This window comes from uncultured Bacteroides sp. (genome assembly GCF_937912035.1).
GTDB lineage: Bacteria > Bacteroidota > Bacteroidia > Bacteroidales > Bacteroidaceae > Phocaeicola.
In genome coordinates, this window is sequence record NZ_CALDPF010000034.1 from 68,158 (window position 1) to 94,488 (window position 26,331).

Consider the following 26,331-nt stretch of genomic DNA (forward strand, 5'->3'; position numbering starts at 1 on the left):
GCATTCGGATAAAAAAGGAAATAATATGCAAGACAGTGACAATATGGCAAATTTACTTCCCGATTTAAAAGGTTCTATGGGAGAACATCTTGGCATAAAGTTCATAACCATGGAAGAAGGAAAAGTAATTGCCACCATGCCTGTTGACCATCGCACCTGCCAGCCGTTCGGCATACTGAACGGTGGAGCCTCACTAGCACTGGCAGAAATGGTTGCAGGACACGGCTCTGTTCCGCTCTGCGCACAAAACGAAATGCCGTGCGGCATTCAGGTCAGCGCCAACCACGTAGGAATGGTGCGAGTGGAAAAAGGAGCTTTCGTTACAGCCACAGGCACAATAGTACACCGAGGCAGAACAACACATATTTGGAACGTAGACATAACAAACCAGGATGGAAAACTCATTTCCACTGCAAGAATAGTTAATCAAATAGTGAAAAAACGGATATGAACAAACCCGATTCACACATATATAAATTTATTGACCAAATGACATGCAGCGACATGTCGTTTGCCATTTATCGCCTTCCTTGGACTGATATACCTATTCTGGTAATGCAGAATGGAGGCGAGCCTCAGACATTCAACTGTCTGAAAGAACTGAACGGACAAAAAGGATTCGTCATCTCTCCTTTCAAATTCACATGCCAACATCCAGGAATTATTATCAATCCTGACATCACAGCTACAGGCTGGAATGAAATTTCAGAAAAAATTTCATCAGTAACATTACCAGGCATAGAGCAGAAAAACACTTCCATAGATATTGACATAAAACCTGAAATAGAACTTAAGGAAAAATATATGGAAGTGTTCGCCAATTTTATATGTCCGCTAAGAAGCAAGAAAATAGGAAAACTTGTGTTGTCACGCAATGCTTCATACAAACTCAACGATAGTTTCTCACCATTGGAAGCATTCATCACTGCATGCAACAGCTATCCACGAATGATGATTTCGCTGTCGCACACTCCCGTAAGCGGAACATGGATAGGTAGTACTCCTGAAATAATACTTAGTGGCGAAGGAGATATATGGAACACAGTAGCTCTGGCAGGAACAATGCCAATGCAAGGCGAAGTAATGCCAACTGAATGGCATAAAAAGGAAAAAGACGAACAGGCTTTCGTGAGCGAATATATAAACAAAGTGATTAAGAAATTCAGCAGCAAGACTACAGTCAAGGGTCCTTACACCACACGTGCCGGACAGCTGGTGCACCTGAGAACAGATTTTCAGTTTGGACTGAAAAAGACTTCAGAACTAGGCAATCTGCTCGATGCGCTTCATCCAACCCCTGCCGTATGCGGAATGCCTAAAGAAAAAGCATACGATTTCATCATCGAAAACGAAGGTTACGACAGGAAATACTATTCCGGCATAATAGGATGGCTGGACCCCAACGGACATACCACACTTTATGTCAACCTCCGATGTCTGAACGTAAACGGAAAATACGCGACATTATATGCAGGAGGAGGAATTCTTCCTTCATCGGATGCAAACTCAGAATGGGAGGAGACACAGCATAAAATGAATACTATAAAGTTAGTTCTTAGTTGATAGAATCAACAACTTTCATTTTTAATTAACTTCGTTGACTTTTAGTTCTTAATTATTAATTTTTAATTCCCCAAAGTGTACACCGATAAAAAAAGCATACTTCAACTGGCTGCCCTGCTTAAAGCACATGGGATAAGGAAGATAGTACTTTGCCCCGGTAGCCGCAACATACCAATTGTGCAGACATTCGCCAATATACCGGAATTCACATGTTATCCCGTAACGGACGAACGTAGTGCAGGATTCTTTGCACTAGGTCTTGCCCTTCATGGAGGAAGTCCGGCAGCTATCTGTTGTACTTCGGGTACAGCCCTGCTGAATATTCATCCGGCTGTAGCAGAAGCGTTCTATCAGCAAGTGCCGCTTGTGGTAATCTCTGCCGATCGCCCAGCAGCATGGATAGGTCAGATGGACGGCCAGACATTACCACAACCTGGAGTTTTCGGAAATCTTGTAAAGAAATCCGTCAACCTGCCTGAAGTAAATACCGACGAGGATGAATGGTACTGTAACCGCCTGATCAACGAGGCTCTTCTAGAACTGAACCATCACGGAAAAGGTCCTGTTCATATCAATGTACCTGTAAGCGACCCTTTCTTCCTGCTTCCGGTAAACGAACTTCCAGAAGCAAGAGTAATTACCCGATATCAGGGACTGAGTTTTTACGACAAAGACTATGAGCCGCTTATTGAACGCCTGAACAAATACCAGCGTAGAATGATGGTAGTGGGACAAATGAATCTTATTTATCTGTTCGACAAGAAGTATACAAAATTGCTTTACAAACACTTCGCATGGTTCTCAGAAAATATAAGTAACCGTACCATACCCGGACTCCCAATAAAAAACATAGAACCACTTCTTTGCTCAATGGACTTTGAAGCTCAGAAGAAGATGCGTCCGGAACTGCTCATCACATACGGTGGACACGTCATATCCAAGCGTCTGAAGAAATTCCTTCGCCGACATCCGCCTGTAGAGCACTGGCATGTATCAGCTGACGGTGAAGTAATGGACCTCTACGGCTCTCTGACTACAATAATAGAAATGGATCCGTTCGAATTCCTTGAAAAGATTTCGTCGCGCATGGAAAACCGCACTCCTGAATATCCGCGCCAGTGGGAAGCACTGTCGAAAGCTATACCTCAGGCAGAATTCGAATATTCGGAGATGAGTGCCATAGGAAAGGTTATAACCGAACTTCCGGCACCATGCTCATTGCATCTTGCCAACAGTTCGGCTGTAAGATACGCACAGCTTTTCGATGTACCGCAGGATGTTGAAATCCTGTCAAACAGAGGGACAAACGGTATAGAAGGCTCACTGTCAACAGCCATAGGTTATGCCACAGCATCGGACAAACTTAACTTCATCATCATTGGTGACCTGAGTTTCTTCTACGACATGAATGCCTTGTGGAACAACAACTACGGTTCGAACATCCGTATACTGCTCCTTAACAACAGCGGTGGAGAGATTTTCCACGCACTGCCCGGACTGGAACTGCACGAAAATGCACGCCGTTTCGTGACAGCCACCCACACAGCATCGGCAAAGGCATGGGCTGAGGACCGCGGGCTGGAATACCTGTCTGCTCATAATGAAGAAGAGTTGGACAGCGCCACAGCACGTTTCCTCGAACCGTCTGTAACAAACCGTCCTATGCTGTTAGAAGTGTTCACGGAGAAAGAAAAAGACATAGAACTGCTTAAGAAGTATTATCATAATCTGAAAAAATAATTACATCATGGAAAAAAGAGAATGGAAAACCATAAAGGAATATCAGGATATTCTTTTCGACTTCTATAACGGAATAGCGAAAATCACTATCAACCGTCCGCGATACAGAAACGCATTCACTCCTACCACCACATCCGAGATAAGCGATGCCTTGCTTATCTGCCGCGAATGTCAGGACATCAATGTAGTAGTACTGACAGGTGCCGGCGACAAAGCATTCTGTTCAGGCGGCGACATGCATGTGAAAGGGCACGGAGGATATATCGGAACAGACGGTGTACCACGCCTCAACGTGCTTGACGTACAGAAGCAGATACGTTCCATTCCAAAACCTGTGATAGCAATGGTAAACGGTTATGCTATCGGTGGAGGGCACGTGCTTCATGTGGTTTGCGACTTGTCAATCGCATCGGAAAATGCAATTTTCGGACAGACAGGTCCTCGTGTGGGTAGCTTCGATGCCGGTTTCGGTTCTTCATATCTGGCCCGCGTAGTAGGTCAGAAAAAGGCTCGCGAGATATGGTTCCTCTGCCGCCAGTATTCCGCACAGGAGGCCCTTGAAATGGGACTTGTAAATAAAGTTGTTCCTTTCGACCGTCTGGAAGACGAAGTAGTGGAATGGGCAGAAACAATGATGCAGCACAGTCCGCTTGCACTTCGCATGATTAAAGCAGGTCTGAATGCCGAACTAGACGGTCAGGCCGGTATACAGGAACTGGCCGGCGATGCCACAATGCTGTATTACATGACCGAAGAAGCACAGGAAGGCGGAAAGGCATTCCTCGAAAAACGTAAACCAGACTGGAGCAAATTCCCGAAAATGCCTTAATTTAAGGAAAAAAGATGAGACATAATTATCTCCACACGGGCGTGTGGAGTACTCGACACGAGCGTGTGGAGATCTTGACACGGCCGTGTGGAGAACTCGACACGAACGTGTGGAGAACAAAATATATACTTGTTTCTCCAAATTAAACAGCCCTTTTATATAGAAATCTATGATTAAATCAGAAATAATTCCTTACGAACTTCACTTCAAGCAGCCTGCAGGCACGTCACGCGGTGTTTATACAACCCGCAAGGTATGGTACGTCCGACTTACGGATACAGAAACCGGAAAATCCGGAACAGGCGAGTGCGCTCCACTTCCCAACCTTAGTTGCGACGACATTCCCGAATACGAAGATGTGTTGCATTGTCATTGCCTGCAAGTAGAGAAAACCGGTTCTATAGATTATAAGAGCCTGCGTCCTTACCCGTCGATGCTGTTCGGTCTGGAAACAGCCTTTTATCATCTTCATGCCGGCAGCCTTGCTTTCTGGGACACACCGTTCTCGCGTGGAGAAGAGGGAATTACCATAAACGGTCTGATTTGGATGGGCAGTTTCGACGAGATGTATGCCCGTATCCGAGAAAAAATGAGTACAGGATTCCGCTGCATCAAACTGAAGATTGGTGCCATAGATTTCGACAAAGAATTACAGCTGATTGAATTTATCCGCAGCCATTTCGACAAGGATGAGATAGAGCTCCGCGTGGATGCCAACGGAGCATTCAAACCGTCTGACGCAATGTCCAGACTTGAAGCGCTGAGCAAGTTCGACCTTCACTCCATAGAACAGCCCATCCGTCAGGGACAATGGGAAGAAATGGCGAAACTCTGTGCCACTACTCCACTTCCGATAGCTCTAGACGAAGAACTGATAGGTGTAAATACCGAAAGCGAAAAGATTCGACTTTTGGAAACTATCCGTCCACAATATATCATTCTTAAACCGTCTCTGCATGGCGGAATTGCAGGCTCTGAGGAATGGATACGACTGGCTAAGGAAAGGAACATCGGATACTGGATAACTTCCGCACTGGAATCAAACATCGGATTAAATGCTATTGCACAATGGACAGCTACACAGGAACACACCTTACCACAGGGACTAGGTACAGGACAGCTGTTTACTGACAATATTGAATCTCCACTATGTATTAAGGGAGAGAGGTTGTGGTTTGATGCAGATAACAGAAAAATAATGCTAAAAATTTAATTTCTATGAAAATAAAAAAAACACTTGCGTTAATCTATATACTTTTGAGTATAGGTATTCTAAATATTTCTGCCCAGGAGAAAATAAGATTAATGAGTTATAATGTACATAATGGGATTGGATTGGATAATAAAACGGATTATGTACGTATAGCTGAAATTATAAAAACTTATAACCCTGATGTGGTTGCAATCCAGGAATTGGATAGCGCTACAACAAGAAGTAATAGGGCTGTCGTTCTGAATGAAATTGCCTTGAGTTCCCAAATGTACCCTACTTATGGTGCTGCTATAAACTTTTCAGGAGGTAAATATGGTTTGGGGATTTTGAGTAAGAAAAAGCCATTATCTTTTAGAAATATACCTCTTCCGGGAAGGGAAGAGGCACGTACTCTTTTGATAGCAGAGTTTGAGGACTATATTTTCGCTTGCACTCATTTGTCACTTACCGAAGAAGACCGAGATTTGTCTTTGGATATACTGAATAATGAATCGAAGAAACACAGTAAACCATTCTTTATTGCAGGAGATTTTAATTCTCAGCCTGAAGAACATTTTATGAAGAGTTTTCAGTCATGCTTCAAACTGCTTTCAAGCCCCAAACACCCCACTTATCCCTCTGATGAACCCAATATTACTATAGATTATATAGCTGTTTCTTCTAAAGATACTTCTGCTGTTGTTACAACTAAAAAAGAAGTTTTAAAAGAAAATATAGCTTCAGACCATCGCCCCGTATTGTGCGATGTGATGTTAAAATGTCCGTCAGAAAAGATATTCAGGATGAAACCATATTTACAGAATCCTTTCAACAATGGCATAACAGTGATGTGGCAGACTACAGTTCCAGCTTATAGTTGGGTAGAGTATGGTACAGATAAAAATAATTTTAAGAAAGCTCATACTCTGGTTGATGGTCAGGTGATATGTAATGACATTCAGCATAAAATAAGGTTAGAAAATCTTAAACCAGGGGAGACATATTATTATAGAGTCTGCTCTAAAGAAATATTGGTTTATCAGGCATATAATAAAGTTTTCGGCAATACTGCTTATTCAGAGATTTACTCATTTACTATGCCCGATGAAGAATCTTCAGACTTTACAGCCTTAATCTTTAACGATCTACACAAGCGGTCAAAGACATTTCAGGCTTTATATAGCCATGTGAAAGATACAGATTATGATTTTGTTGTGTTTAATGGTGATTGTGTAGATGATCCGGCAAACCATAATCAGGCTACAGACTATATAAAAGAACTGACAGAGACAGTAAAGAGCAGCAATATTCCTACTTTCTTTATTCGTGGTAATCATGAAATAAGAAATGCTTATTCCATAGGCTTAAGAAGCTTGTTCGATTATGTAAACGACAAGACATATCATGCTTTCAATTGGGGAGATACCCGTTTTATTGTTTTAGACTGTGGTGAGGACAAACCGGATGATCATTGGGTATATTACGGATTAAATGATTTTACTCAACTGAGAAAAGACCAGACAGAGTTTCTGAAGAGTGAATTGAAATCAAAAGCTAATAAAAAGGCGGCAAAACGTGTATTACTGCATCATATACCTTTGTATGGCTTGGACAGCAAGTATAATCCTTGTAAGAGTACCTGGGAAGAGATTTTAGTTAAATCTAAGATTGATGTTAGCATTAATGCACATACCCATCGTTTTACTTATCATCCTAAAGGTGAATGCGGCAATGTTTACCCTGTAATTATAGGCGGTGGTCCCAGTATAGACGATGCGACAGTAATACTGCTCAAGAAAAAAGGCGACGTTATTACACTTAAGGCTTTTAACAGTCATGGAAAAGAATTATTAAGTATAGAGTTATAAACATATTTATTACTTCCCCCAATTCATTGGCTACTGTAAAACGATAATTCCATATGCACCTACACATCACCATAAACGGAAAGACTTACACCCCCGAAGAAACATCAAACATTAAAGACAGCTTCGCAACTGAATACGGTGAAAATAGCTTCATGGCATCACTTGGCGAATTCCTTGCCGAATGGTACAACGAAAGTCCACTGCTGAAAGTACATACTTCCGGCTCTACAGGTACTCCTAAAGAACTATGGGTGGAGAAGAAAAGGATGATGAACAGCGCACGCCTCACTGTATCATTCCTGGGACTTAAGGCCGGTGACAGCGCATTACTATGTATGCCACTACCCTACATAGCCGGAAAAATGGTTGTTGTACGAAGTATAATATCAGGTCTCAACCTTATGGTGGTTACTCCATGTGGACGTCCTTTGCAGGACATAACAGAAATACCGGACTTCGCAGCCATGATACCGATGCAGGTATTCAACTCACTGCAGCATCCTGAAGACAAAAAGAAGTTGATGCAAATCCGTCACCTCATAATAGGAGGAGGAGCCATAGACAAGAATATGGCAGAGGAATTGAAATCTTTCCCCAACTCTGTATGGAGCACATACGGAATGACAGAAACACTGTCGCACATAGCACTGCGACGCCTTAATGGCAGCAATGCGTCGGAATGGTACACACCCTTCGACAATGTATCCCTTAGCCTTTCAAATGAAGGAACACTTATCATCTCCGCTCCATCAGTAAACCCTGAAACTTTAATAACCAACGATATAGTAGAATTCAACGACAAAGGACAGTTCCGAATATTAGGACGCAAGGATAATACCATCAACACCGGAGGAGTGAAAGTACAGATAGAACAGGTGGAAGAAAAACTTAGTCATTACCTGCCGGAAGGTTTATATATGATAACCTCCGTACCTGATGCCAAGTTTGGCGAAAAGATAGTAATGTTAGTATCACGCGAAATGGATACGGACGATGCGATAAACAACCTTCCGCATTACTGGCGTCCGAAACATATCATTCTTATCCCGGAACTTCCGCTTACAGGAACAGGAAAGCCGGATAGAGCGAAAGCGAAGGCTATTGCGGCGGGAATGATTTGAAACAGAATTCGTATCATTCCCTCAAAAGCCATTTCCAAACAGGAATTACTTCTATAACCTTATCATTATTAGTGATAGTCTGCTCCTCATCACGCGTGATTATGACCAAACGTCTGCATTCTATAAAGTTTGACAATTTAATCAATGCTTTTACTTCACGTTCATAAGTTTCCTTATCTGAAATAGTATAGCTCACCTGTATTGCCATCGCTGCTTCCGGAATGTAGAAATCCACTTCCACACCATCATTATAGAAGAAAACGGCATCCTCTCTACCGTATTTTCTCAACAAACTGATTGCTACAAGATTTTCCAACAAAGCAGCATTGTTATTAATAAGGAAAAGGTTCAAAATACCATTATCTGTAAAATAGTATTTGGGATTTGTTTCTTTGTCAACCAGTTTACCGGCAAAATTTGAAATCAGATTTATCAGCCAGGCATCTTTAAAATATTCTATATAATTTATCAATGTACTTTTCCCGACCTTTACTCCCGTGGAAGTTATTATATTTGCCAAACGGCTGAAAGACAAGGGCTGCATCACGCTTTCTGCAATCTTTTTGAACATCACTTTCAAGGCAAATGTATTTTCTATAGAATGTCTGGCTGCAATGTCGCCTAAATATATTTTCTGGTAAACGCTTGACAGATAATCACGTTTTGATGCCAAAGAAGCCCCTTCCGGGAAACCGCCAAAACTGAAATAGTCATTAAACATTCTCAAGACTTCAGCCCTTGACTCAGTGCCATACAATGTTGTAGGAGAGATTTTAATATTATTGGCTGTCAGGAATTCCTCGAATGAATATGGAAACACATCTACGGCTATATATCTTCCCCCCAACGTACTTTGTATCTCTTTACTCAACATCTTCGCGTTACTACCAGTTATATATACGCGATATTTTGAATCTGCAAGACGTCTTGCAAATTTTTCCCAACCATCAATGTTCTGTATCTCGTCAAGAAACAGAATAGGACGCTTACCGTACATTTCCATGTGTATCTCCAACAGTACATTAAGGTCTTGTACTGACATCTTTTCGATACGCTCATCTTCAAAATTCATATACAGAATTTCATCCCAGCCTGTTCCTGATGCAAGAAGCTGTTGAATACACTGATAAAGAAGATAAGATTTTCCGGCACGTCGGATACCGACAAAAACATAATTGCCAAATTCTTCAATCTGGAAATTACGGGGAATTACCTTATGTCGCGGAATTTCAATCTGATAATCCACTAAAACTGACCTTAATATTTCCTTATCCATACCTTTGTACTGTTAACAAGACAAAAATAAGTATTTTTTGTCTTATAAACAAGACAATAATAAGCATTTTTTGTCTTATCCACAAGACAAAAGCACAGCTTATTTCATATAAAGTAACTGAATTTTATCACATAATCCTGACAAATGAAATTATATCACATTTTTTCTCCCGAAACATCATTCTGTATTCATAATTTATTACCTTTGTTAAAACCGTGAAATTAAATTATAATTAATAATCATTACCATGGAAGAATTTGCATTTCTGCAACCTTTGCTGCTCACTATAACAGGGTTGATTATAGGAGCGCTACTCAAATCATTACTAAAACACAGTCGTTTCCCCTACACAGTAGGACTATTCGCAATAGGTCTGCTGGTAGGTATTTTGAACCGTTCCGGAGTATTTCACTCATTGCCTCAAATATCAGAAGCAGTGGACAGCGTGGCTGATATAAATCCCGATCTGATACTGTATCTTTTTCTCCCTATACTTATATTCGATGCAGCATACGAGCTGAATATGCATATTTTCAAGAAGACACTGGCCAATGCAGCCTTACTGGCAGCACCAGGACTTGTTATTTGCATGATTCTCACCGGAGTGCTTATGGTAGGTATCGGACTGACCATCCCCGGATATGAAAACTGGTCGTGGGCATTTGCCCTTATGTTCGGAGCCCTGATTAGTGCCACCGACCCTGTGGCTGTAGTCGCTCTGCTTCACGAGTTGAAGACCAGTAAACGATTCTCCACACTGGTTGATGCCGAATCTCTCCTAAACGACGGTACAGGTATCGTATGCTTCATGCTGTTCTTCGGAGTATATGCCGCAACAGGTGGATCAGACAGTTCGCCTGTCATGGAATTCATCAAGGTGATAAGTATCAGTACCATACTGGGATATTTTCTTGCACGTGTAGTGATATGGTTTATCACACGAATAAACTCTGAAGAGATGATACAGAACAGTGTAATCATTCTTTCGGCATACGTAACTTTCATCATTTCGCAATTCTACCTTGGCGTTTCAGGAGTTATAGCACTAGTAGCATTCGGCCTTACAGTGACATATACAGGAAAACCACGACTCAAACCGCAGGTAAATAATTTCATGGAACATTTTTGGGAACTTGCTACATATATAGCAAACACACTCATCTTCATAATCGTAGGTATAGTGATATCCGAAAAAGTGACATTTTCATGGAGTTCATTCGGAGTACTCATACTGATATATATATTCCTGAACCTGTTCCGCTACGCAATGATTTCAATGCTCTATCCGGTGATGAAAAGAATGGGTTACGGACTGACAAAACGCGAATCGGTAATTCTTACATGGGGAGGACTACGTGGAGCACTTGCCATGACATTGGCATTGATGGTATCATATACAGAAGCAATACCTGAAGACATAAGAAACCAAATACTATTCTTCACAGCCGGTATAGTAACACTTACGCTCTGCATAAACGCCACTACAATGCGCTGGCTGCTCAACAGACTGGGACTGATCAGTGTTCCCTCGGCAAGAGTAAAACTGGAATACAACATTCATAAACATATCAGGGAAAACTCTGAAAAATATCTGGAAAGGCTGAAGGCAAGAGATCACCTGACAGGAGCAAACTGGAGAAAAGTGGAACACTATATGGCGTCTGCTCCAGTTACCCCCATTGTTGAAACAAAGGAAAAAGATGTAATATCCGAAATACGTCTAAAAGTTCTTGACAAGGAAAAAGCAACGTGTAAAGCAATATACGAAGAAGGAATCATATCGGAAACCGCTTTCCGCCGCTTAATGAACTCTCTGGATGAATTATACGACCACGATGGGAAATATACCCTAGACTTCAGAAACTCAATCTTCAAATTCTGTGATCGCAGCAATACTATCAATACATTAAGAAAAGTCCCGGTTATACACGACTGGATAAGCTTCTATTTTCGCGAACGCATCACTGTGGTGTACGATTTGGGACGGGGTTTCATCATTCTTCAAAAAGAGGATTTAAAGTTGATAGATGAACTGTTGGCTTCAAAACTTCTGGATGACGAACAGAAATCCGTATTGCCAATTCTGAAATCGGAAATAGAAAATAACATCTCACGTATGGACGTGGTAATAAACACCCTTGCAGATGAGTTTCCGAAAGCATACGGTCATGCCCTTACGCTCAAATCAATACGTATGCTGCTCAGCAATGAAAAGCGTACAGTCAAACAGATGATAAACAACGGTATCATTAGCGAAAAAGATGCTGAACCACTTATAGAAAACATAGAGGAACGTGCGGACGAAGTAAACTCGTTCAGCCATACCATTCCGGCATCAATACTACGCTGGATGTTCTTCGTAAAGAACAAGAAAGAATGGTAATAATTTATTAATAGACAGATAGAATAAGGGCTGTTTCTTTTGTAATAATATATTACACAAGGAACAGCCCTTATTATTCTATGTCATTTCATTAAGATTAATGAAACAGTCTTTCTGGTTCTATCTTTCTGAATGAATCCTCATCAGACTTTCTTATTTTAATGCTTCCGTCATTCCAGTGTGTAGGATAACCTCCGTAAGAATTTCCAAGGAACACTACCTTGAACTCGTGAAGTCCGGCAGAAAGAGCTACAGACTTATCTGTAGGACAGAAATGTTTCACCAATCCACCGTTATCGATAAGTTTCTTACCGTCAATCCAAACTTCTTCCAAATCCGATGAGAAGAAATAAACACCGTCAGCAGGAATATCAACATATCCGGTAGCGATAGCAGCATACTGTTTGAAACCTCTCATTGTTTCTTCTGAGAACTTTCTGTATGTAGTAAGTTCGCGTGTGTCCTTAATTACTTTCTTATCTGCTACTTTCATTCCCGACTTTTCAAGCTCTGACATATTCAGATATGTTCCGTCGATAACTTCCATGTTAAGTCCCTGAGTCTTCTTTTCTACAGCGACAGCAGGAGAAAGTATCTGTTTTTCTACAGTTACAGTACGAACTCTACTCATCTTGCCTGAAGGAAGAACTGAAGCTATTTTAACAGTAGCATTTTCAGTAAAGCTCAACGGAGCATTATAAACTGTAGAATTCAAAGTTGGTTCTGTTCCATCAAGAGTATAAACCATTTTTACAGGTCTTGTAGTCTTGAATGTCAACGACACATTATCTGTGAAAGCAACATAGTCACTTGAACCATTCAGTTGTTCCGGCATAGGAATATAGTAGTTTATGCCATGTCCGTCAAGACGTACGCAAGCGTTGTCAATACGTCTGACAAAATCATTATAGTCTTTCAGTTCTGTAGACGTCCAACCTGTTTCAGCTATAGCTATTGCACGCGGGAAGGTGCGGTATTCTCTAATATCATTAGTATAAAGATATTCACTCCATACATTACCCTGAAGACCTTTAATGAAGTTTTCCTTACCCATTGTTACAAGAGTATCTGGTATAGGATTATAGCTGTATGTCTTTTCAAGTGTCGCATATCCGCCGATACCTACAGGGCCCACTTTACTGTCACCTTGATAATGGTCAAGATACATACCGTTTGAACCAGGAGTCATAATTACATCGTGATCTGTTAAAGCTGCAGCAATACCTCCCTGCTCGCCACGCCATGACATAACTGTAGCAGTCGGCGACAAACCTCCTTCAAGGATTTCATCCCATCCGATAATTTTCTTTCCGTACTTGGCTGCAACCTTCTCCATACGCTGTACAAAATAGCTTTGCAAACGTTCTTCTGCTGTATGGTTCTTGTCTGCAAAAAGTTTTTCGTCACGAATTCTTTTCTGACACAACGGACATGTTTTCCAACTTGTCTTCGGACATTCGTCACCACCTATGTGAAGATATTCGCCAGGGAACAGAGGAGCAACTTCAGCAATAACATCCTCAAGGAACTGGAAAGGCAATTCCTTACCGGCACACATCACTACGTGTTCCACTCCCCAAACAGTACGCGGAGTGATAGGCTGTCCTTTGCACGATAATTCAGGATAAGCTGCAATGGCTGCCAGTTCGTGACCAGGCAATTCTATTTCAGGAACTACAGTGATAAATCTGTCAGAGGCATATTTCACTATTTCCTTCACTTCTTCCTGAGTATAATATCCTCCATACTCGGTTCCGTCTGCCTCGATTCGTTTTGATGCCACTTCAGCCAGCTTAGGATATTTCTTAATCTCAATTCTCCAGCCCTGGTCTTCAGTCAGATGCCAATGCATACGGTTCATCTTGAAGAGAGCCATAACGTCAAGCTGTTTCTTTATCTCGTCTACAGTCATGAAATGACGGCAAGGATCAATCATCAGACCTCTATACTCGAACTTTGGTTCGTCTGTGATATTCACAGCCTGTGCCATCCATGGGACATTCTTCACAACAGCAGGACTCTCAATCTCTGCCGGGAGCAACTGCATGAATGACTGCATTCCGTAGAAGAGTCCCTGAGCTGTCTTAGCTTTTACTACCACCGATTCTGGGGTAACATTCAATGTATATCCTTCGTCATCCATAGAGGCAGAAGGGTCTAGTTCCAGACGGATACATCCGTTTTCCTTAACCTGAATGTCAAAACCTGTCGCACGGTTGATTTTTGAGATAAAATATTCGGCAACAGTCTTTTCCTCCTGACCTGCAGCATGAACAGACATACCGTCTTTCAGTTTGAAACTGCCATTACCAACCTCCATTGAAAGTGGTTTAGGTATAATATTTATACCCTCATTGTAAGATTTGATTTCTGTAGCAGAATTACCGCACGAAATCATAACACCTGCTGTAAATACAGTACAGATAGCTTTTAGACAGCTTTTTTTCATAAGCATTTAAATTACAAATTAACAATACAATATAGATTTATTACATATTCTTGTTTTTATCTTTGGTAAAATCGTCAGGACAAACTACCTTGTTTATTCTTTCGCCTTTTTCCAAAGTTATCCATGTAGTAAAAGAGGTTCCGTCTTCTGATAGTTCAATCACACGGGCACCATTCGACAAATGATTATAAACGGTATTTCCTCCACTATATCTTCCGTATGCCAATAATACCTTGTTCCAATATACAGCATAATCATTATCATGATCATGACCGACGAAAACACCTCTTACATCTCCCATTTCTTTCATCGCAGCAAACATTCCCGAATTCAGCTTTGGAGAACAGGCCGGTTCCATACGTGTACCTACCATAACAGCACTCTGTTCTTCAACAGCGTATGCATACTCCGGAAGAGGAATATGGAAAAAAGCAAATGACTGTACAGGCTTTCCTCCATTGGATGTTGTAAATTTCTTACTATTGTCACGATACCATGAAATTTGATCATGATTTATAAATCCATATCCTTTTACCCCCTCAATTTTTGAATATGAATTAGAATCCAAACAATAAAGAATTGCAGCATCCTTAGTCAAGTCATTAGACTTAACAGTCAATACATAATTCGAAAAGCCGGATATACCTTTTGCAGTCGAAGTCAGATTATAATCAAAAGAAGAAGTTATATCAAGCAACTGCTGACGCGACATACCCTGCTCATCATCGTGATTTCCAAAAGTAATTCCGAAAGGAATCTTAAATTCAGAAATCAAGGAAAGTACTTCACGAAAACCTTCCTCGGCAGGTTTACCGTATATCACATCACCGGTTATTATAACCAAGTCCGGTCTTTCAGCTGTAAGGACTTCTCTAATTCTCTGCAATGAAACTTGTGAACGTGAATCTTTGTAAATATTATGTACATCAGTAAACTGTACAATCTTGAATTTTCCTTCTTTATTGAACTTTAAAACATTTTGAGCCTCCAAATTCAAAATACTACATAAAAGGCATAAAAAAACACATAAAATTTTCATTATTACTAGATTTTTAAAGTAAATATTTTTTGCTCGGCAAAGTAAATAAATTAAATTGCAAAACACAACAAGACATTCATAATATTTTCATTTTTCTATATTTATAATACTACAATAAATTAAAAAAACAATTCTTCAATACTTTTCCCATTCCAAAAGTATCTTCTTCTTTTCTATTCCCCAGTAATATCCTCCAATTCCACCATCCGAACGCAAAATCCTATGACAAGGAACAAGTATCGCAACCGGATTCCGTCCTATGGCAGTTCCTACAGCACGCAATGCCCGCGAGTTATCAATAGCTTTTGCTATATCACTATAAGTAGAAGTTTCTCCAAAAGGGACATCAAGCAAGGCTCTCCATACCTCTATCTGAAAATCCGTACCATACAGATGCAAAACAATTTCATCGGAAGACTGTCTTCCATTTTTACTGAAAAATCGTAAAGCCCAATCGTGATATTCCGTATGACACATTCTTTGAAAAGATTTTGCAAACCTCTCGAAAAGCAGTTGCAAAGCTTCATCACGGTCATCGGCCAGTTCAATACAACATATTCCACGCACCGTTGATGCAATCAATATTTCTCCAACCGGTGTACTGTAAAATCCGTAATAAATATTCAGGTTCCGGTATTCACAATCTGTCATTCTTTCTATTCTGAACCTCATTTCTTAACCTTGATTTATATTATATCACAAAATAAATGAAATCCGCCGCATAAAACAAACAGACTTTCAAAACTTTATTATCTTCGCAGGCAAAACAAAAACAAGAATCATGAGACCACAGGAATGGTATGACAACAATCTATCTGTTACAAAACAGAACCTTAACAAAGTAAACAAAACCATATTATATATAAGTATTATAAGAATACTGCTCTTCGTGGGCTGTATATCGACTGTCATCGCCTTATGGAGCTATAGCGCTCAGACAATCATTATCGGAGCCTGCTGCACACTCATCCCTTTCCTTATAATGATAAAAGTACACAGCCGTTTTTTCATGCGCAGACAATGGCTGGAAGTAAAGGATGAGATTCTGACAAAAGAAATCAAGGGACTAAATAATGATTATTCAGAATTTGATGAAGGTAAGGAATTTGCAGATGCAGAACATCTTTATTCATTTGATCTTGATATTTTCGGTCGCAAATCACTATTCCAGGCAATAAACCGTACATGTACGCACATAGGAAAAACTATTTTGGCGGAATGGATGAAAAGCCATTTGCGTAAAAAAGAAGACATAGAAGAAAGGCAGGATTGCGTAAAAGATTTGGCAGGAAGGAACGACTTCAGACTGGATTTCGCTATCACAGGACTTATAAACAGAAGTGAAAACAACGATGACAGCGATATCCGCAAATGGGCAGAAACAGAAAGTTCTCTCACAAAATCCATTTGGGCTAAAGCCTTGACATGGCTGGTTCCTTCTGTAAATATAATACTGCTGATGTGCGGACTGGCAGACATAATATCCATGTCATGGTTCGGACTTGCTTTTTCTTTATTCGTAATACTTAGTTTCAGCGTTATCAAGCGTGCCACAGCACTTCAGGAAGAGTATGGCAAGAAACTCAAAACACTAAGCACATACGCCCGCCTGATAACATTGGCACAAAACGAGAAATGGAATGCCAAAGGAATAAAGGATATAATAAAAAGACTTGAGATAGAAGGTAAATCTCCAGCCGAGGCCCTTAATGCGCTTACTAAAGAATTGGACAGGCTAGACCTGCGTAATAATCAGATTCTGTATGTAATACTTGAAGGAAGCATGTTCTTCCAATTGCGCCAGATGATACGTATCGAGGCATGGAAAGACAGGTACGGGAAATACCTCTCAGGATGGCTGGAGGCAGTAGGCGAACTGGATGCACTCTGTTCGCTCGGAACATTTGCCTATAATCATCCCGGATACCAGTATGCCGAAATCACAGATACTCCATTCTGCTATGAGGCCGAAGAGCTGGGACATCCGCTGATGCCTGAGGAGCAATGCGTAAAAAATGATGCACTGATTCCATCAAGACCTTATTTCCTTATTATCACAGGCGCTAATATGGCAGGAAAAAGTACATACCTGAGAACAATAGGCGTGAACTATCTGCTGGCATGTATCGGTGCTCCGTCATGCTGCAAAAGAATGAAAATCTATCCGGCACAGCTGATAACAAGTCTGCGTACATCGGACTCGCTGAGCGACAACGAATCGTATTTCTTTGCAGAACTCAAACGTCTGAAAAGAATAATAGACATGCTAAACAGGGGCGACGAACTGTTTATCATACTCGATGAGATTCTTAAAGGAACAAACTCTACTGACAAGCAGAAAGGTTCGTTCAGCCTTATACGCCAGTTTATGACTCTAAAGGCAAACGGTATTATTGCCACTCACGATTTGCTGCTCGGTGAACTGGTAAAATATTTCCCTGACCAGATAAGGAACTACTGTTTCGAAGCGGACATAAAAAACAATGAGCTATACTTCAGTTACAAGATACGTGAAGGTATAGCCCAAAATATGAATGCATGCTTCCTTATGAAGAAGATGGGGATTGTGATAGAGGAGTAATATCAGATTGCGCAAGTACCTTTACCACCATAATCACAACTAACATCGCCCTGATATTCCGGATGACGCTGTAACCACACTACGGCATAAGCACATGTAGCAACCGGTTTCAGACATTTACAGCGTGCATAATCGTATGCAGCCTTTACAAGGGCTGATGCAATTCCGCGTCCGCCTATTTCTTCAGGCACTATGGTGTGGCGGATATCAAGACCGCCGTCTTCTGTCAGCTGATAGGCTACGTGAGCGGTATAACCGTCCACTTCTACCTTGAACTGTTTCTTTGATTCGTCATGTACAATTTCCATAAGATATAAATTTTAGTGTTAAAACAATGTTCCCGGATTCTTCTCAGCCCTCCACTGCTCTATAGGCATACTGTAGAGCCATGAAGTCTTTTCTTCCTTACGCTCGACGAAATACACATACGAGATGTCATTCTCTACGATATGTATATTGTCGTTCGGAGTAACCACAAGGAGCTGCAGATGAAGCTGTTTGCACAAGTCTATCAGATAGCGTGCCTTGTCTTCATCCTGTGCCTTGAAGGCTTCGTCAATGGCAATGAAACGGAACGAATTGTCCTGCATTCCGTTCTTTGTCAATCCGAACTGGTATGCAATAGCAGAGCCTAGAATGGTATAAGTAAGCTGAGCCTTCTCTCCTCCAGAAAGGTGTCCCATATTTTCGTATGTGGTTTCCTTCGTACCTGTTGAGCGATTGAACTCCTCTGCCTTATAGGTGAACCATGAACGCACATCCATCACCCTGTTTCTCCACTCCTCATTTTCCAGACGTTCCATGAATGGCTGGATATGATCGCGAAAATGAATCTTTCGTCCGTCAACTGTAGAGTTGATTTTCTGAACATTTGGCATAGCCTCATCCATAAGACGGCGGAACTCTCTGACTTCTTCATTTATCCTGGTCTGCATAACCAGTTGAATATAGGTAGCCGGCTGCTTGCGGTAATCAATACCATGAAGCGATTCATTTAGCATGCGGATATTATCATCTATCGCACTCTTCCAGTTGATAAAGAACATACGGAAATCTCCCACCTTGTCAGTAAGTGTTTTCTGCAGATAGTTGTCGAACTGCTTTTCGTATTTCGGAAGGTTTTCTTTCTGCAGACGATACAACATTTCCTGATACTCGTCTATAAGATCGATATTGTCGGCATCAGGCAATGCATTAACGTCCGAACGCCAGTCCTTGAACTTCTCAGTGATATATTCCGAAGGATATTTGAAATCACGGATATGATTCTTCGCCTTGTCTTCCGCATCGCGTTTCCTGGTGAACAGCTTGTTACGTTCACGGTCATTGCGGCTGATGAATGACTTGTATTCTTTATCTAGGTCTTCGTATGTACAGTTTCTCAGTTCTTCGTAAGCCTGTTCAAAGTCTGAGAGCAAGATAGAGCGCATTGACGAAATAGCCTTCTGGCATTCTTCCATCTCATGTTTCGTTTCCTTTATCTTGGATTTTATATCCGAAATCTGGCTCACCTTATCACGTATCTCTTCCAGCGAAATCTTGCGTATGGCCTGACGAACCTGCTCCAACTGTTTTTGCAGAGTCTGGATGGTATTGTTGTTCTTCTCAAGCTCAGCCTTGTCGGAAAGTTTCTCCTGCAGACGTGTGGCATATTCTTTCCAGTTAACGACATCGAAGTCCTTAAACATATCCACCAGTTTCTTGCTCATGTCGTAGTCATACTGGAGTTTCTGTTTCTCGGAATTTATATCATTCAGCTTAGCCATCAGCTCTATGTCTTTCTCCTGAAGTTCCTTTATCTCATGTTGCAGCAGGGCTATCTTTTCCTGATTATCCCAGCCGAGAATATAATTTGCCTTGCTCACCACCTGAGGGCGGTCATCCTTCTCATGTCTGTCATGCGAGAACTTAATAAGCCCCTCACGCGTAACAGCCTTTTCCTGATAGCGTTCAAACTCTTCAAGATTTTCCACGCATGCATAGTTGTATTTTTGGAATATAGTATCGCATATCCACTCCTCATATTCAGAGTCGGGACGTATTTCAATCTTATCGAGTAGTCTGGCGTCATCGGATGTGAACGTATCCATTCCTGCAAGCGAGTTGTAAGTGCGATAGCGGTAATAAGTAATTCTTCCCTTCAAGTCGTTGGAGTTAAGGAACTTGTTTACCTCATGATAATACTGGTCAGGCACAAGCAGATGCAGGGCAAAGTTGTGAAGGATTTTCTCTATGGCACCTTCCCACTCCATTTCCGCAGGATTTACCCTTATCAGCTCGCCGATAAAAGGTATCTCATCCTTGGTGGCTCCGGTATGTTCGAGTATCATTTCGCGTATCTCCGACTCACGTCCTGAAATATTGTTCTTGTTCTTCTTCAGAGAGTCAATGGTCCTGATATACTCATCTATTCTCTGATCTATATCTTTTCTTTCGTTTTCGAAAGTTATCGTTTCTCTGATTTTCTGCTCTATACCGGCATTCATGCTTTCCAGACGTCCGGCTACTGAGTCACGCTGACTTATGAAAGTATCCTTGTCGGGGTCTGTAGTGAGCGACAGAACGGATGCCACTTCATTATATTCGTCCATGTGCGACACACGCTCGTCACGAAGTTCTTCCAGACGCTTGATTTCCTGCTCCATTTCCTTTATCTTCCTGCCCACCTCATCATTCTCTATGGCAAGTGCAATGGAACGTTCATCCTGACGCATTCTGTCCTCATCGTCACGAAGTTTCTTTTCTTCTTTTTCAAGATGTTCCTGCTCCTCCTCCAAAGAATCTACACGTTCCTTACCCAGTTCAATTGTCTTACGGGCAAACCAGTAATCAATGCTTTCCCTGTCCATGGAAAGCTGTTTGATTTTCTGTGCATATTCTTTTATCTCGTCTGCATATTCCGATATAGGAGTAAGCAATTCAATCTGTTTTCCTGCTTTTTCGATATTGGTCTTTGCCTCCATTAGAGTCTTAAAGCTGTCTTTGAGCATTATATACTGCGACTCAGCATGCTGCTCCTCAAGCATATTGGTACGGATAAAATCATCAAGGTCGTCGAGAACCTTCACACCCACTATCTGATTGAACAGTGAAAGAGCCTTGACGGAACGCATACCGAAAAGCTGTGTGATACGGTCAGCATAGCCTACAGGACCTTCGAAAAATTCCACCATAGTGCGGTTCCCCTTATGCGAGCTTTCCAGACGGCGGCGCCACATACCCTTGCCGTCGAATGGCTGGAAGTCGGTCTTTATATCCAGTTCGCAATGAGCCAGACCGAAGGTACGCCTCAACTCACCACCAGAGAACCAGCGAACCTGAAACACAGTAACCACACGAGTATCGGTATTTGTAAAAGTGGCAAGAAGCACAGAGTATGCAGAATGATCGCGCAATGACTGTGTGCTTGCACCGCTTTCGCCATCGCGCTGAATATTTCCATAATTACCAAGAACGTATGTCTCCTCTGTTCGGTTACCTTTCTTCTCTACTCCCGACGACTGGTTATAGAACCTGTCTTTCTTGGCAGGTACCATCAGAGTAAGAAGAGCATCTATTATGGTACTCTTTCCCGAAGCGTTTGCTCCCGTAAGCAGGGCATTGTTTCCCTGGGGCTCCATGCGGAAAATTCTTTCGTGGAATGTTCCCCAGTTATATATTTCCATGTATTTCAGACGAAATCCCGACGTATCGGAACCGGTACTAAACAGACTCAACATATTCTTGCAGTTTATCCTTAAATTCTTGTAGTTTGTCCAATGTTACTTTCTCTTTTATTATTCTGTGAATCTGGTATGTATTCACATTGTCGCGCTTTATCAGTTTCAGATATCCCAGCGACACTATACGGTTAATATATGTGTCTATCTCGCTGAGTAGCTTCACTCTGTTGAAACGCTCCGGAAGGAATATCTCTATTCGTTCCTTCAACTCGTCGGCACTGACAAAACGCTCTGTGGCATACAGCTCGTCCATATTGCTGTCGAACTCTTCAAGCATCTGCCTGAGAATTATCAGAATCACCGATATCTCGAAACCAAGCTGCTGGCGAGGGATAAGTCCGGTAGTCCTGTCTTCGTCATCTACTATCTGCTTGATATATGCAAAACCTTCATCGCGTTTCACTATCAGTTCTATACCTATATTCATGAGATATTTGTTTATCTCCGACTGATAATTAAGGATATCCTCCCACGCATTAGTATCTGTAGCCTCAACGGGACCTTTCAGCAGACGCACAACAGTACGTCCGTAAGGTGCTATTATAGAATCTATATTCATTTTAAGATAATAATTTCCGGTATTACTATTGATTTTTTCAACTCGCTGTTAAACGGTATAACCTGTGTACGGTCGGCATTGATAGTATGCCTGAATCCGCGTATCACACTGATATATCCGAACAGCTCTGCCAGTCCTTTTTCCAGTCCTCCATTTTCCTCTACCACATCGGACAGAGAAATCTGCTTGCGGCGCTTCAATGAATCTTGAATTCTTTGTTTAAGAATCGAACGGTCAACCCCATGACTTACAAAAAGTTTGTCGGCATGTTCTGCCTCGGCAATGTCCGCACTTGCTATTTCTATAACATTATTGTAGCTTACATCGTCAGTCTTCTCAAGAGTAAGCTTTCTCTCTATCGGCATTGATATTTCAGGCATAGTCTCCAGTTCGAACGAAACATCCGGTTTAATGTTCTGGCTTGCCAATTGAAGAAGTACCGACTGAATATCTTGAATGACACGTTTGGAAGCAGCTGACTGAGAGTTATTGTTCTCGCAAATAATACGACTCAACTTTTCAGCCATCTTATCATTTGCCTGATATACTTTCTTTCCGCTGTTATAGAGATACTGTTTCATGTTTTTCAGAAACATATCTTCCTGACGTATTTGCGACGGATCAATAGAATGATACAAATCGTCTACCATATTGTCCCATGCATCCTGCATGGACGGTGTCATAAGGAAATCCCAAAATGCATAGAAACTTTTTCCCTGCGAACTCTCCTGAAGCTTGTCAAGCGCATCGAACGTATATCCCAAAATATCACCTTTCGAAACGTCTCCTTCAGCATGTTTCTGATATATAGATTTTGTAATGGACTTGAAATTATCTTCCACTTCCTTGAAATCGGAAAGAAGTTCCTTTGCCGTACGGGTAATATCGCGAAAACGAGGAAGCACCTGATAGTCTTCATAGACCATTGCCGACTCGCCGGCTCTCAGGCTTTGAATCTGATGCTCTATTTCCATCTTTTTCTGCTCAAGCATTCGAATACGTTCCTCGGGGTCCTCGTTGGTAAACTCAACAAGTTCCTTTATCTGCCCGTAAAGATTCATGAACTTTGACTCAGTTCCCACGAACTCATCCTTCTTCAAACTGAAAAGCCAGTCTATCACCTTACTAGAATATGACGAAAGCTCGTAGAATACCTCACCGCTTTCTTCCTGATAATTGCGGAGAAAACCTTTGTCCGTCCATTTCTGAATATATTTGTAAGCCTTTTCATCGTATGAATCGAACACATTTATATCATTCTCCTCATCCTTCTCCAAATTGATGGAAGAAAGGTAATCTGAAAGTCTCATCTTCAGTGAATCATATGCCACAGGCTCTCTGTGCTTATAAAATGTTTCATACAGAAACAATACGATAATCTCCCTGCTGCGCAGACGCAAAAGCTCCGTACAAGGAGAGTCGTTCAATATATCGGACAATAGCTGGGTTTCGGACATGTTTTTTTATTCGAAATAAGTTATCATACAAAGTTAGCTATAAAATCCGACACTGCAATGAGAGCCCCCAAATTAAGGGCAAAATTGTATCACAAAAAAACGGGCTGTCATTCGATATTAAATGACAGCCCATTCAAGTTCAAACGCGGCCGCGTTTTTTTAAAACGTATTAAAGGTCATTTTTTACGTATGAAGACAAGTCCGGAAACATCATTTCCATTATCACCACAAGCATTCAAGTCGATATAGAAAGGAGTTCCCGCTTCGAAAGTTTTCACATCAACCTCGAATGTAAAAGTAGGATTTTCTTTAGATAATACTCCTGACTTATTTACATCAGACAAAAGTTCATCTCTTTTCCACAACTTCATTCCACCAATCTTCAGATTATCATTTCCTTTTGTCTTTACGAATGTTATTTCATACGAACCGTTTCCTGAGATTTTTCCTGTACACTCAAATCTCATAGGCTGCATTGATACCTGGACCTGCATAGGTGTCCATTCTTTAGTAAACGCACCGTACTGTTTGTATTTCGAATAATCAGGAGCAAAATATGTTGGCAGAGAATAAAGTCTGTCGTTGACAACCGTCATAGCATGAAAGTCACTCTTATCATCAACCTTTACAGGACCTGCATACTCCTGCGAGTGTATATTAGGATATATGCCATTTGTAGTATATACTATTCTGGAACCTTCTACACTTGGCTTCAATGTAAATACATACTTTCCGTCAGTATCTTTATCCATAGAAACTATCTCAGGTTCAGGTACTCTGTAATGACAACCTTTAAAATCGAGCTTTTTATAATGACTGCTGATTCTTCTTTTAAAATCATCATAATTTCTGGCAGACATCTTGTCCCATGCCACTTCGGAAAGAGCAAGCATACGTGGGAATGTGAGATACTCAGCATAATTTTCCGACCTGTTTTCATTCAGTATACCGAATTCCTGAAGTACTGTACCATGTATGAACTGATCACTCCAGAAACAACCCTGCACTCCCAGTACGGTTGAAGTGTCTGAATAGTCATTGATTTCCATAGAATAACATTTTTCCAGAGAAATAGGCGGCATCCAACCGGCAGCCTTGATTTCACCAGGTGTTGAACTTTCAGGGAAATCAAAATACATGTGAGTGGCAGGAGTAAGAATGGATTTATGACCAGTTTCTGTAGCATGTATAGTGTCATTTACATTATGCCACATCACCGCCACTACAGGATTCTTCACTTTCCCTCTCTGAATAATTTCCTCCCAGCCAACTACAGTACGGTTTTTCTCCTTCATCATATCCGAAACGACATTAGTAAGATATCCCTGAAGTTGTGAAGCTTTTGTCAGTCCTTCACGTTTCATTACAGCCTGGCACCTAGGACACTCCTCCCAACGTGAATATACAGCCTCATCACCACCTATATTAATATATGAAGAAGGGAACAATTCTACAGTCTCTTCAAGGACATCCTTTAAGAATTGGTAAGAACTTTCTTTTCCTACACAAAGTAGATCACGGCTGATAAAATGCTTGTCAGGCAGTTCATGTTGTTCTCCAGTACAAGACAACCATGGATATGCCACAACAGCAGAAAGCATGTGTGCAGGGAATTCAATTTCCGGAATAATCTCCACATTACGTACTTTTCCATACTCTATCAACTCCTTTATATCCTCTTGTGTATAATAACCACCAAGACGATGTCCGTTTTTACCAGCCCACGCGCCCACCTCGGTAAGCCGTGGATATTTCTTGATTTCAAGCCTCCAACCTGAATCATCAATCATGTGGAACTGAAGCTTGTTCAGTTTATACATAGCCATCATGTCTATATACTTCTTTACGAACTCCTTGTCGTAAAAATATCGTGCCACATCCAGCATCATACCTCTCCACGGACGCTCAGGAGCATCATTAATACTTACCGAAGGAGCCTTCCAGTCAATATTACGCTGATGCTTATCGCTATAAACTTCGGAAGGAAGCAGTTGAAGAAATGTCTGAATTCCATAAAAGACACCGGCATTGTCGGCACCACATATAGAAACCTTGTCCGGAGTTACTTCCAGGTTGTACCCTTCCGGCTTAATTACTTTCTTATCTGAAACAGAAAGCTGGATTGTAGACTTTTTTAAAGATTCTGACAATCTAATATCCCAACCAGTAGACTGACTTAAAACATTCTGCAGGAACTCTGCCTGAGCCTTACAATTCGGTTCATAACCAATAGTGATTTTTTCATTAAGTCGAAAATACCCATCATTCTGTATCACACTTACAGGTTGAGGAATAATCGAAATATTGTCAGAATAGCCACATAAAAGACTTCCCGACAACAAAGCGGTTAACAATAGTTTTTTTCTCATTAAGATTTACAGTTTTTATAATTATGCTTATAAAAGAATATTTGTCACAAAGTTATAATTAATTTGTGACATTTACTTTTAATGACAATGTTATTGACCGTTTTTTGTAGCAAAATATAGAAAACTATAAAAAATAACCAGAAATATTCGCTTTGAATAATTTAATCAACTCTTCAAACCACT

At 41.1% G+C, this 26,331-nt stretch carries 18 protein-coding genes; 9 read left to right on the forward strand and 9 right to left on the reverse strand.

Annotated features, from left to right (window positions below):
* The first annotated feature begins 25 nt into the window (after positions 1-25).
* The 7 genes from Q0486_RS08765 (at position 26) to Q0486_RS08795 (ending at position 8,313) form a co-directional block, all read left to right on the forward strand.
* The gene (locus Q0486_RS08765; protein ID WP_299232149.1) at positions 26-451 is read left to right on the forward strand and encodes a PaaI family thioesterase; all 426 of its coding nucleotides are present in this window, start codon (positions 26-28) and stop codon (positions 449-451) included.
* Complete coding sequence (locus Q0486_RS08770; protein WP_299232151.1) at positions 448-1,563, forward strand: isochorismate synthase; 1,116 nt, start codon at positions 448-450, stop codon at positions 1,561-1,563. Before Q0486_RS08765 ends, Q0486_RS08770 begins: the two co-directional genes overlap by 4 nt.
* 75 nt (positions 1,564-1,638) lie before the next feature.
* Entirely contained in the window at positions 1,639-3,303 is a 1,665-nt protein-coding gene (menD, locus tag Q0486_RS08775; RefSeq protein ID WP_299232153.1) for a 2-succinyl-5-enolpyruvyl-6-hydroxy-3-cyclohexene-1-carboxylic-acid synthase, read from the forward strand.
* 7 nt (positions 3,304-3,310) lie between these two features.
* Entirely contained in the window at positions 3,311-4,132 is an 822-nt protein-coding gene (gene menB, locus Q0486_RS08780; RefSeq protein ID WP_154043278.1) for a 1,4-dihydroxy-2-naphthoyl-CoA synthase, read from the forward strand.
* Between the two features lie 169 nt (positions 4,133-4,301).
* Complete coding sequence (gene menC, locus Q0486_RS08785) at positions 4,302-5,345, forward strand: o-succinylbenzoate synthase (RefSeq protein WP_299232156.1); 1,044 nt, start codon at positions 4,302-4,304, stop codon at positions 5,343-5,345.
* Positions 5,346-5,356: 11 nt separating this feature from the next.
* Positions 5,357-7,192: an endonuclease/exonuclease/phosphatase family protein gene (locus Q0486_RS08790; protein WP_299232278.1), complete on the forward strand. Its 1,836-nt coding sequence runs from the start codon at positions 5,357-5,359 to the stop codon at positions 7,190-7,192.
* A 53-nt stretch (positions 7,193-7,245) separates the two neighbouring features.
* On the forward strand, positions 7,246-8,313 hold the full coding sequence (locus Q0486_RS08795; RefSeq protein WP_299232158.1) for an AMP-binding protein: 1,068 nt from the start codon (positions 7,246-7,248) through the stop codon (positions 8,311-8,313).
* Between the two features lie 13 nt (positions 8,314-8,326).
* Here the strand turns inward: Q0486_RS08795 and Q0486_RS08800 are convergent, their stop codons facing one another.
* Positions 8,327-9,589, reverse strand: a complete 1,263-nt coding sequence (locus Q0486_RS08800; RefSeq protein WP_299232160.1) for an ATP-binding protein — start codon at positions 9,587-9,589, stop codon at positions 8,327-8,329.
* A gap of 247 nt (positions 9,590-9,836) precedes the next feature.
* On the opposite strand from Q0486_RS08800, the gene Q0486_RS08805 reads away from it, so the two are divergent.
* Positions 9,837-11,972 (forward strand): sodium:proton antiporter, encoded by a 2,136-nt coding sequence (locus tag Q0486_RS08805; RefSeq protein WP_299232162.1) that lies wholly within the window; start codon positions 9,837-9,839, stop codon positions 11,970-11,972.
* A gap of 97 nt (positions 11,973-12,069) precedes the next feature.
* Here Q0486_RS08805 and Q0486_RS08810 read toward each other — a convergent pair whose 3' ends face one another.
* The 3 genes from Q0486_RS08810 to Q0486_RS08820 all read right to left on the reverse strand — a co-directional run bounded on the left by Q0486_RS08810 (position 12,070) and on the right by Q0486_RS08820 (position 16,132).
* Entirely contained in the window at positions 12,070-14,370 is a 2,301-nt protein-coding gene (locus Q0486_RS08810; protein ID WP_299232280.1) for a family 20 glycosylhydrolase, read from the reverse strand.
* Positions 14,371-14,461: 91 nt separating this feature from the next.
* Positions 14,462-15,460 carry a metallophosphoesterase family protein gene (locus Q0486_RS08815; protein WP_299232164.1) on the reverse strand — a complete coding sequence of 333 codons (999 nt, stop codon included), beginning with the start codon at positions 15,458-15,460 and terminating at the stop codon, positions 14,462-14,464.
* A gap of 135 nt (positions 15,461-15,595) precedes the next feature.
* Entirely contained in the window at positions 15,596-16,132 is a 537-nt protein-coding gene (locus tag Q0486_RS08820; protein ID WP_299232166.1) for a methylated-DNA--[protein]-cysteine S-methyltransferase, read from the reverse strand.
* 109 nt (positions 16,133-16,241) lie between these two features.
* Here Q0486_RS08820 and Q0486_RS08825 point away from each other — a divergent pair, with 109 nt between their 5' ends.
* Positions 16,242-18,041 (forward strand): MutS family DNA mismatch repair protein, encoded by a 1,800-nt coding sequence (locus Q0486_RS08825; RefSeq protein ID WP_299232167.1) that lies wholly within the window; start codon positions 16,242-16,244, stop codon positions 18,039-18,041.
* 2 nt (positions 18,042-18,043) lie between these two features.
* Here the strand turns inward: Q0486_RS08825 and Q0486_RS08830 are convergent, their stop codons facing one another.
* The 5 genes from Q0486_RS08830 to Q0486_RS08850 form a co-directional block, all read right to left on the reverse strand.
* Entirely contained in the window at positions 18,044-18,349 is a 306-nt protein-coding gene (locus tag Q0486_RS08830) for a GNAT family N-acetyltransferase (protein ID WP_299232169.1), read from the reverse strand.
* 18 nt (positions 18,350-18,367) lie between these two features.
* On the reverse strand, positions 18,368-21,760 hold the full coding sequence (locus Q0486_RS08835; protein WP_299232171.1) for an SbcC/MukB-like Walker B domain-containing protein: 3,393 nt from the start codon (positions 21,758-21,760) through the stop codon (positions 18,368-18,370).
* On the reverse strand, positions 21,744-22,322 hold the full coding sequence (locus Q0486_RS08840; RefSeq protein ID WP_235326476.1) for a DUF4194 domain-containing protein: 579 nt from the start codon (positions 22,320-22,322) through the stop codon (positions 21,744-21,746). The genes Q0486_RS08835 and Q0486_RS08840 overlap by 17 nt, the downstream gene beginning before the upstream one ends.
* On the reverse strand, positions 22,319-23,779 hold the full coding sequence (locus Q0486_RS08845) for a DUF3375 domain-containing protein (protein WP_299232175.1): 1,461 nt from the start codon (positions 23,777-23,779) through the stop codon (positions 22,319-22,321). The genes Q0486_RS08840 and Q0486_RS08845 overlap by 4 nt, the downstream gene beginning before the upstream one ends.
* A 176-nt stretch (positions 23,780-23,955) precedes the next feature.
* Positions 23,956-26,148, reverse strand: coding sequence for a family 20 glycosylhydrolase (locus Q0486_RS08850; RefSeq protein ID WP_299232180.1), 2,193 nt, complete (start codon positions 26,146-26,148; stop codon positions 23,956-23,958).
* Between the last annotated feature and the right edge of the window lie 183 nt (positions 26,149-26,331).

Coding starts and splice junctions, on each gene's coding strand:
- Q0486_RS08765 (WP_299232149.1), top strand. CDS start 26: ATGCAAGACAGTGACAATATGGCAAATTTACTTCCCGATTTAAAAGGT.
- Q0486_RS08770 (WP_299232151.1), top strand. CDS start 448: ATGAACAAACCCGATTCACACATATATAAATTTATTGACCAAATGACA.
- menB (WP_154043278.1), top strand. CDS start 3,311: ATGGAAAAAAGAGAATGGAAAACCATAAAGGAATATCAGGATATTCTT.
- menC (WP_299232156.1), top strand. CDS start 4,302: ATGATTAAATCAGAAATAATTCCTTACGAACTTCACTTCAAGCAGCCT.
- Q0486_RS08795 (WP_299232158.1), top strand. CDS start 7,246: ATGCACCTACACATCACCATAAACGGAAAGACTTACACCCCCGAAGAA.
- Q0486_RS08800 (WP_299232160.1), bottom strand. CDS start 9,589: ATGGATAAGGAAATATTAAGGTCAGTTTTAGTGGATTATCAGATTGAA.
- Q0486_RS08805 (WP_299232162.1), top strand. CDS start 9,837: ATGGAAGAATTTGCATTTCTGCAACCTTTGCTGCTCACTATAACAGGG.
- Q0486_RS08810 (WP_299232280.1), bottom strand. CDS start 14,370: ATGATTTCGTGCGGTAATTCTGCTACAGAAATCAAATCTTACAATGAG.
- Q0486_RS08815 (WP_299232164.1), bottom strand. CDS start 15,460: ATGAAAATTTTATGTGTTTTTTTATGCCTTTTATGTAGTATTTTGAAT.
- Q0486_RS08820 (WP_299232166.1), bottom strand. CDS start 16,132: ATGAGGTTCAGAATAGAAAGAATGACAGATTGTGAATACCGGAACCTG.
- Q0486_RS08825 (WP_299232167.1), top strand. CDS start 16,242: ATGAGACCACAGGAATGGTATGACAACAATCTATCTGTTACAAAACAG.
- Q0486_RS08830 (WP_299232169.1), bottom strand. CDS start 18,349: ATGGAAATTGTACATGACGAATCAAAGAAACAGTTCAAGGTAGAAGTG.
- Q0486_RS08835 (WP_299232171.1), bottom strand. CDS start 21,760: ATGTTGAGTCTGTTTAGTACCGGTTCCGATACGTCGGGATTTCGTCTG.
- Q0486_RS08840 (WP_235326476.1), bottom strand. CDS start 22,322: ATGAATATAGATTCTATAATAGCACCTTACGGACGTACTGTTGTGCGT.
- Q0486_RS08845 (WP_299232175.1), bottom strand. CDS start 23,779: ATGTCCGAAACCCAGCTATTGTCCGATATATTGAACGACTCTCCTTGT.
- Q0486_RS08850 (WP_299232180.1), bottom strand. CDS start 26,148: ATGAGAAAAAAACTATTGTTAACCGCTTTGTTGTCGGGAAGTCTTTTA.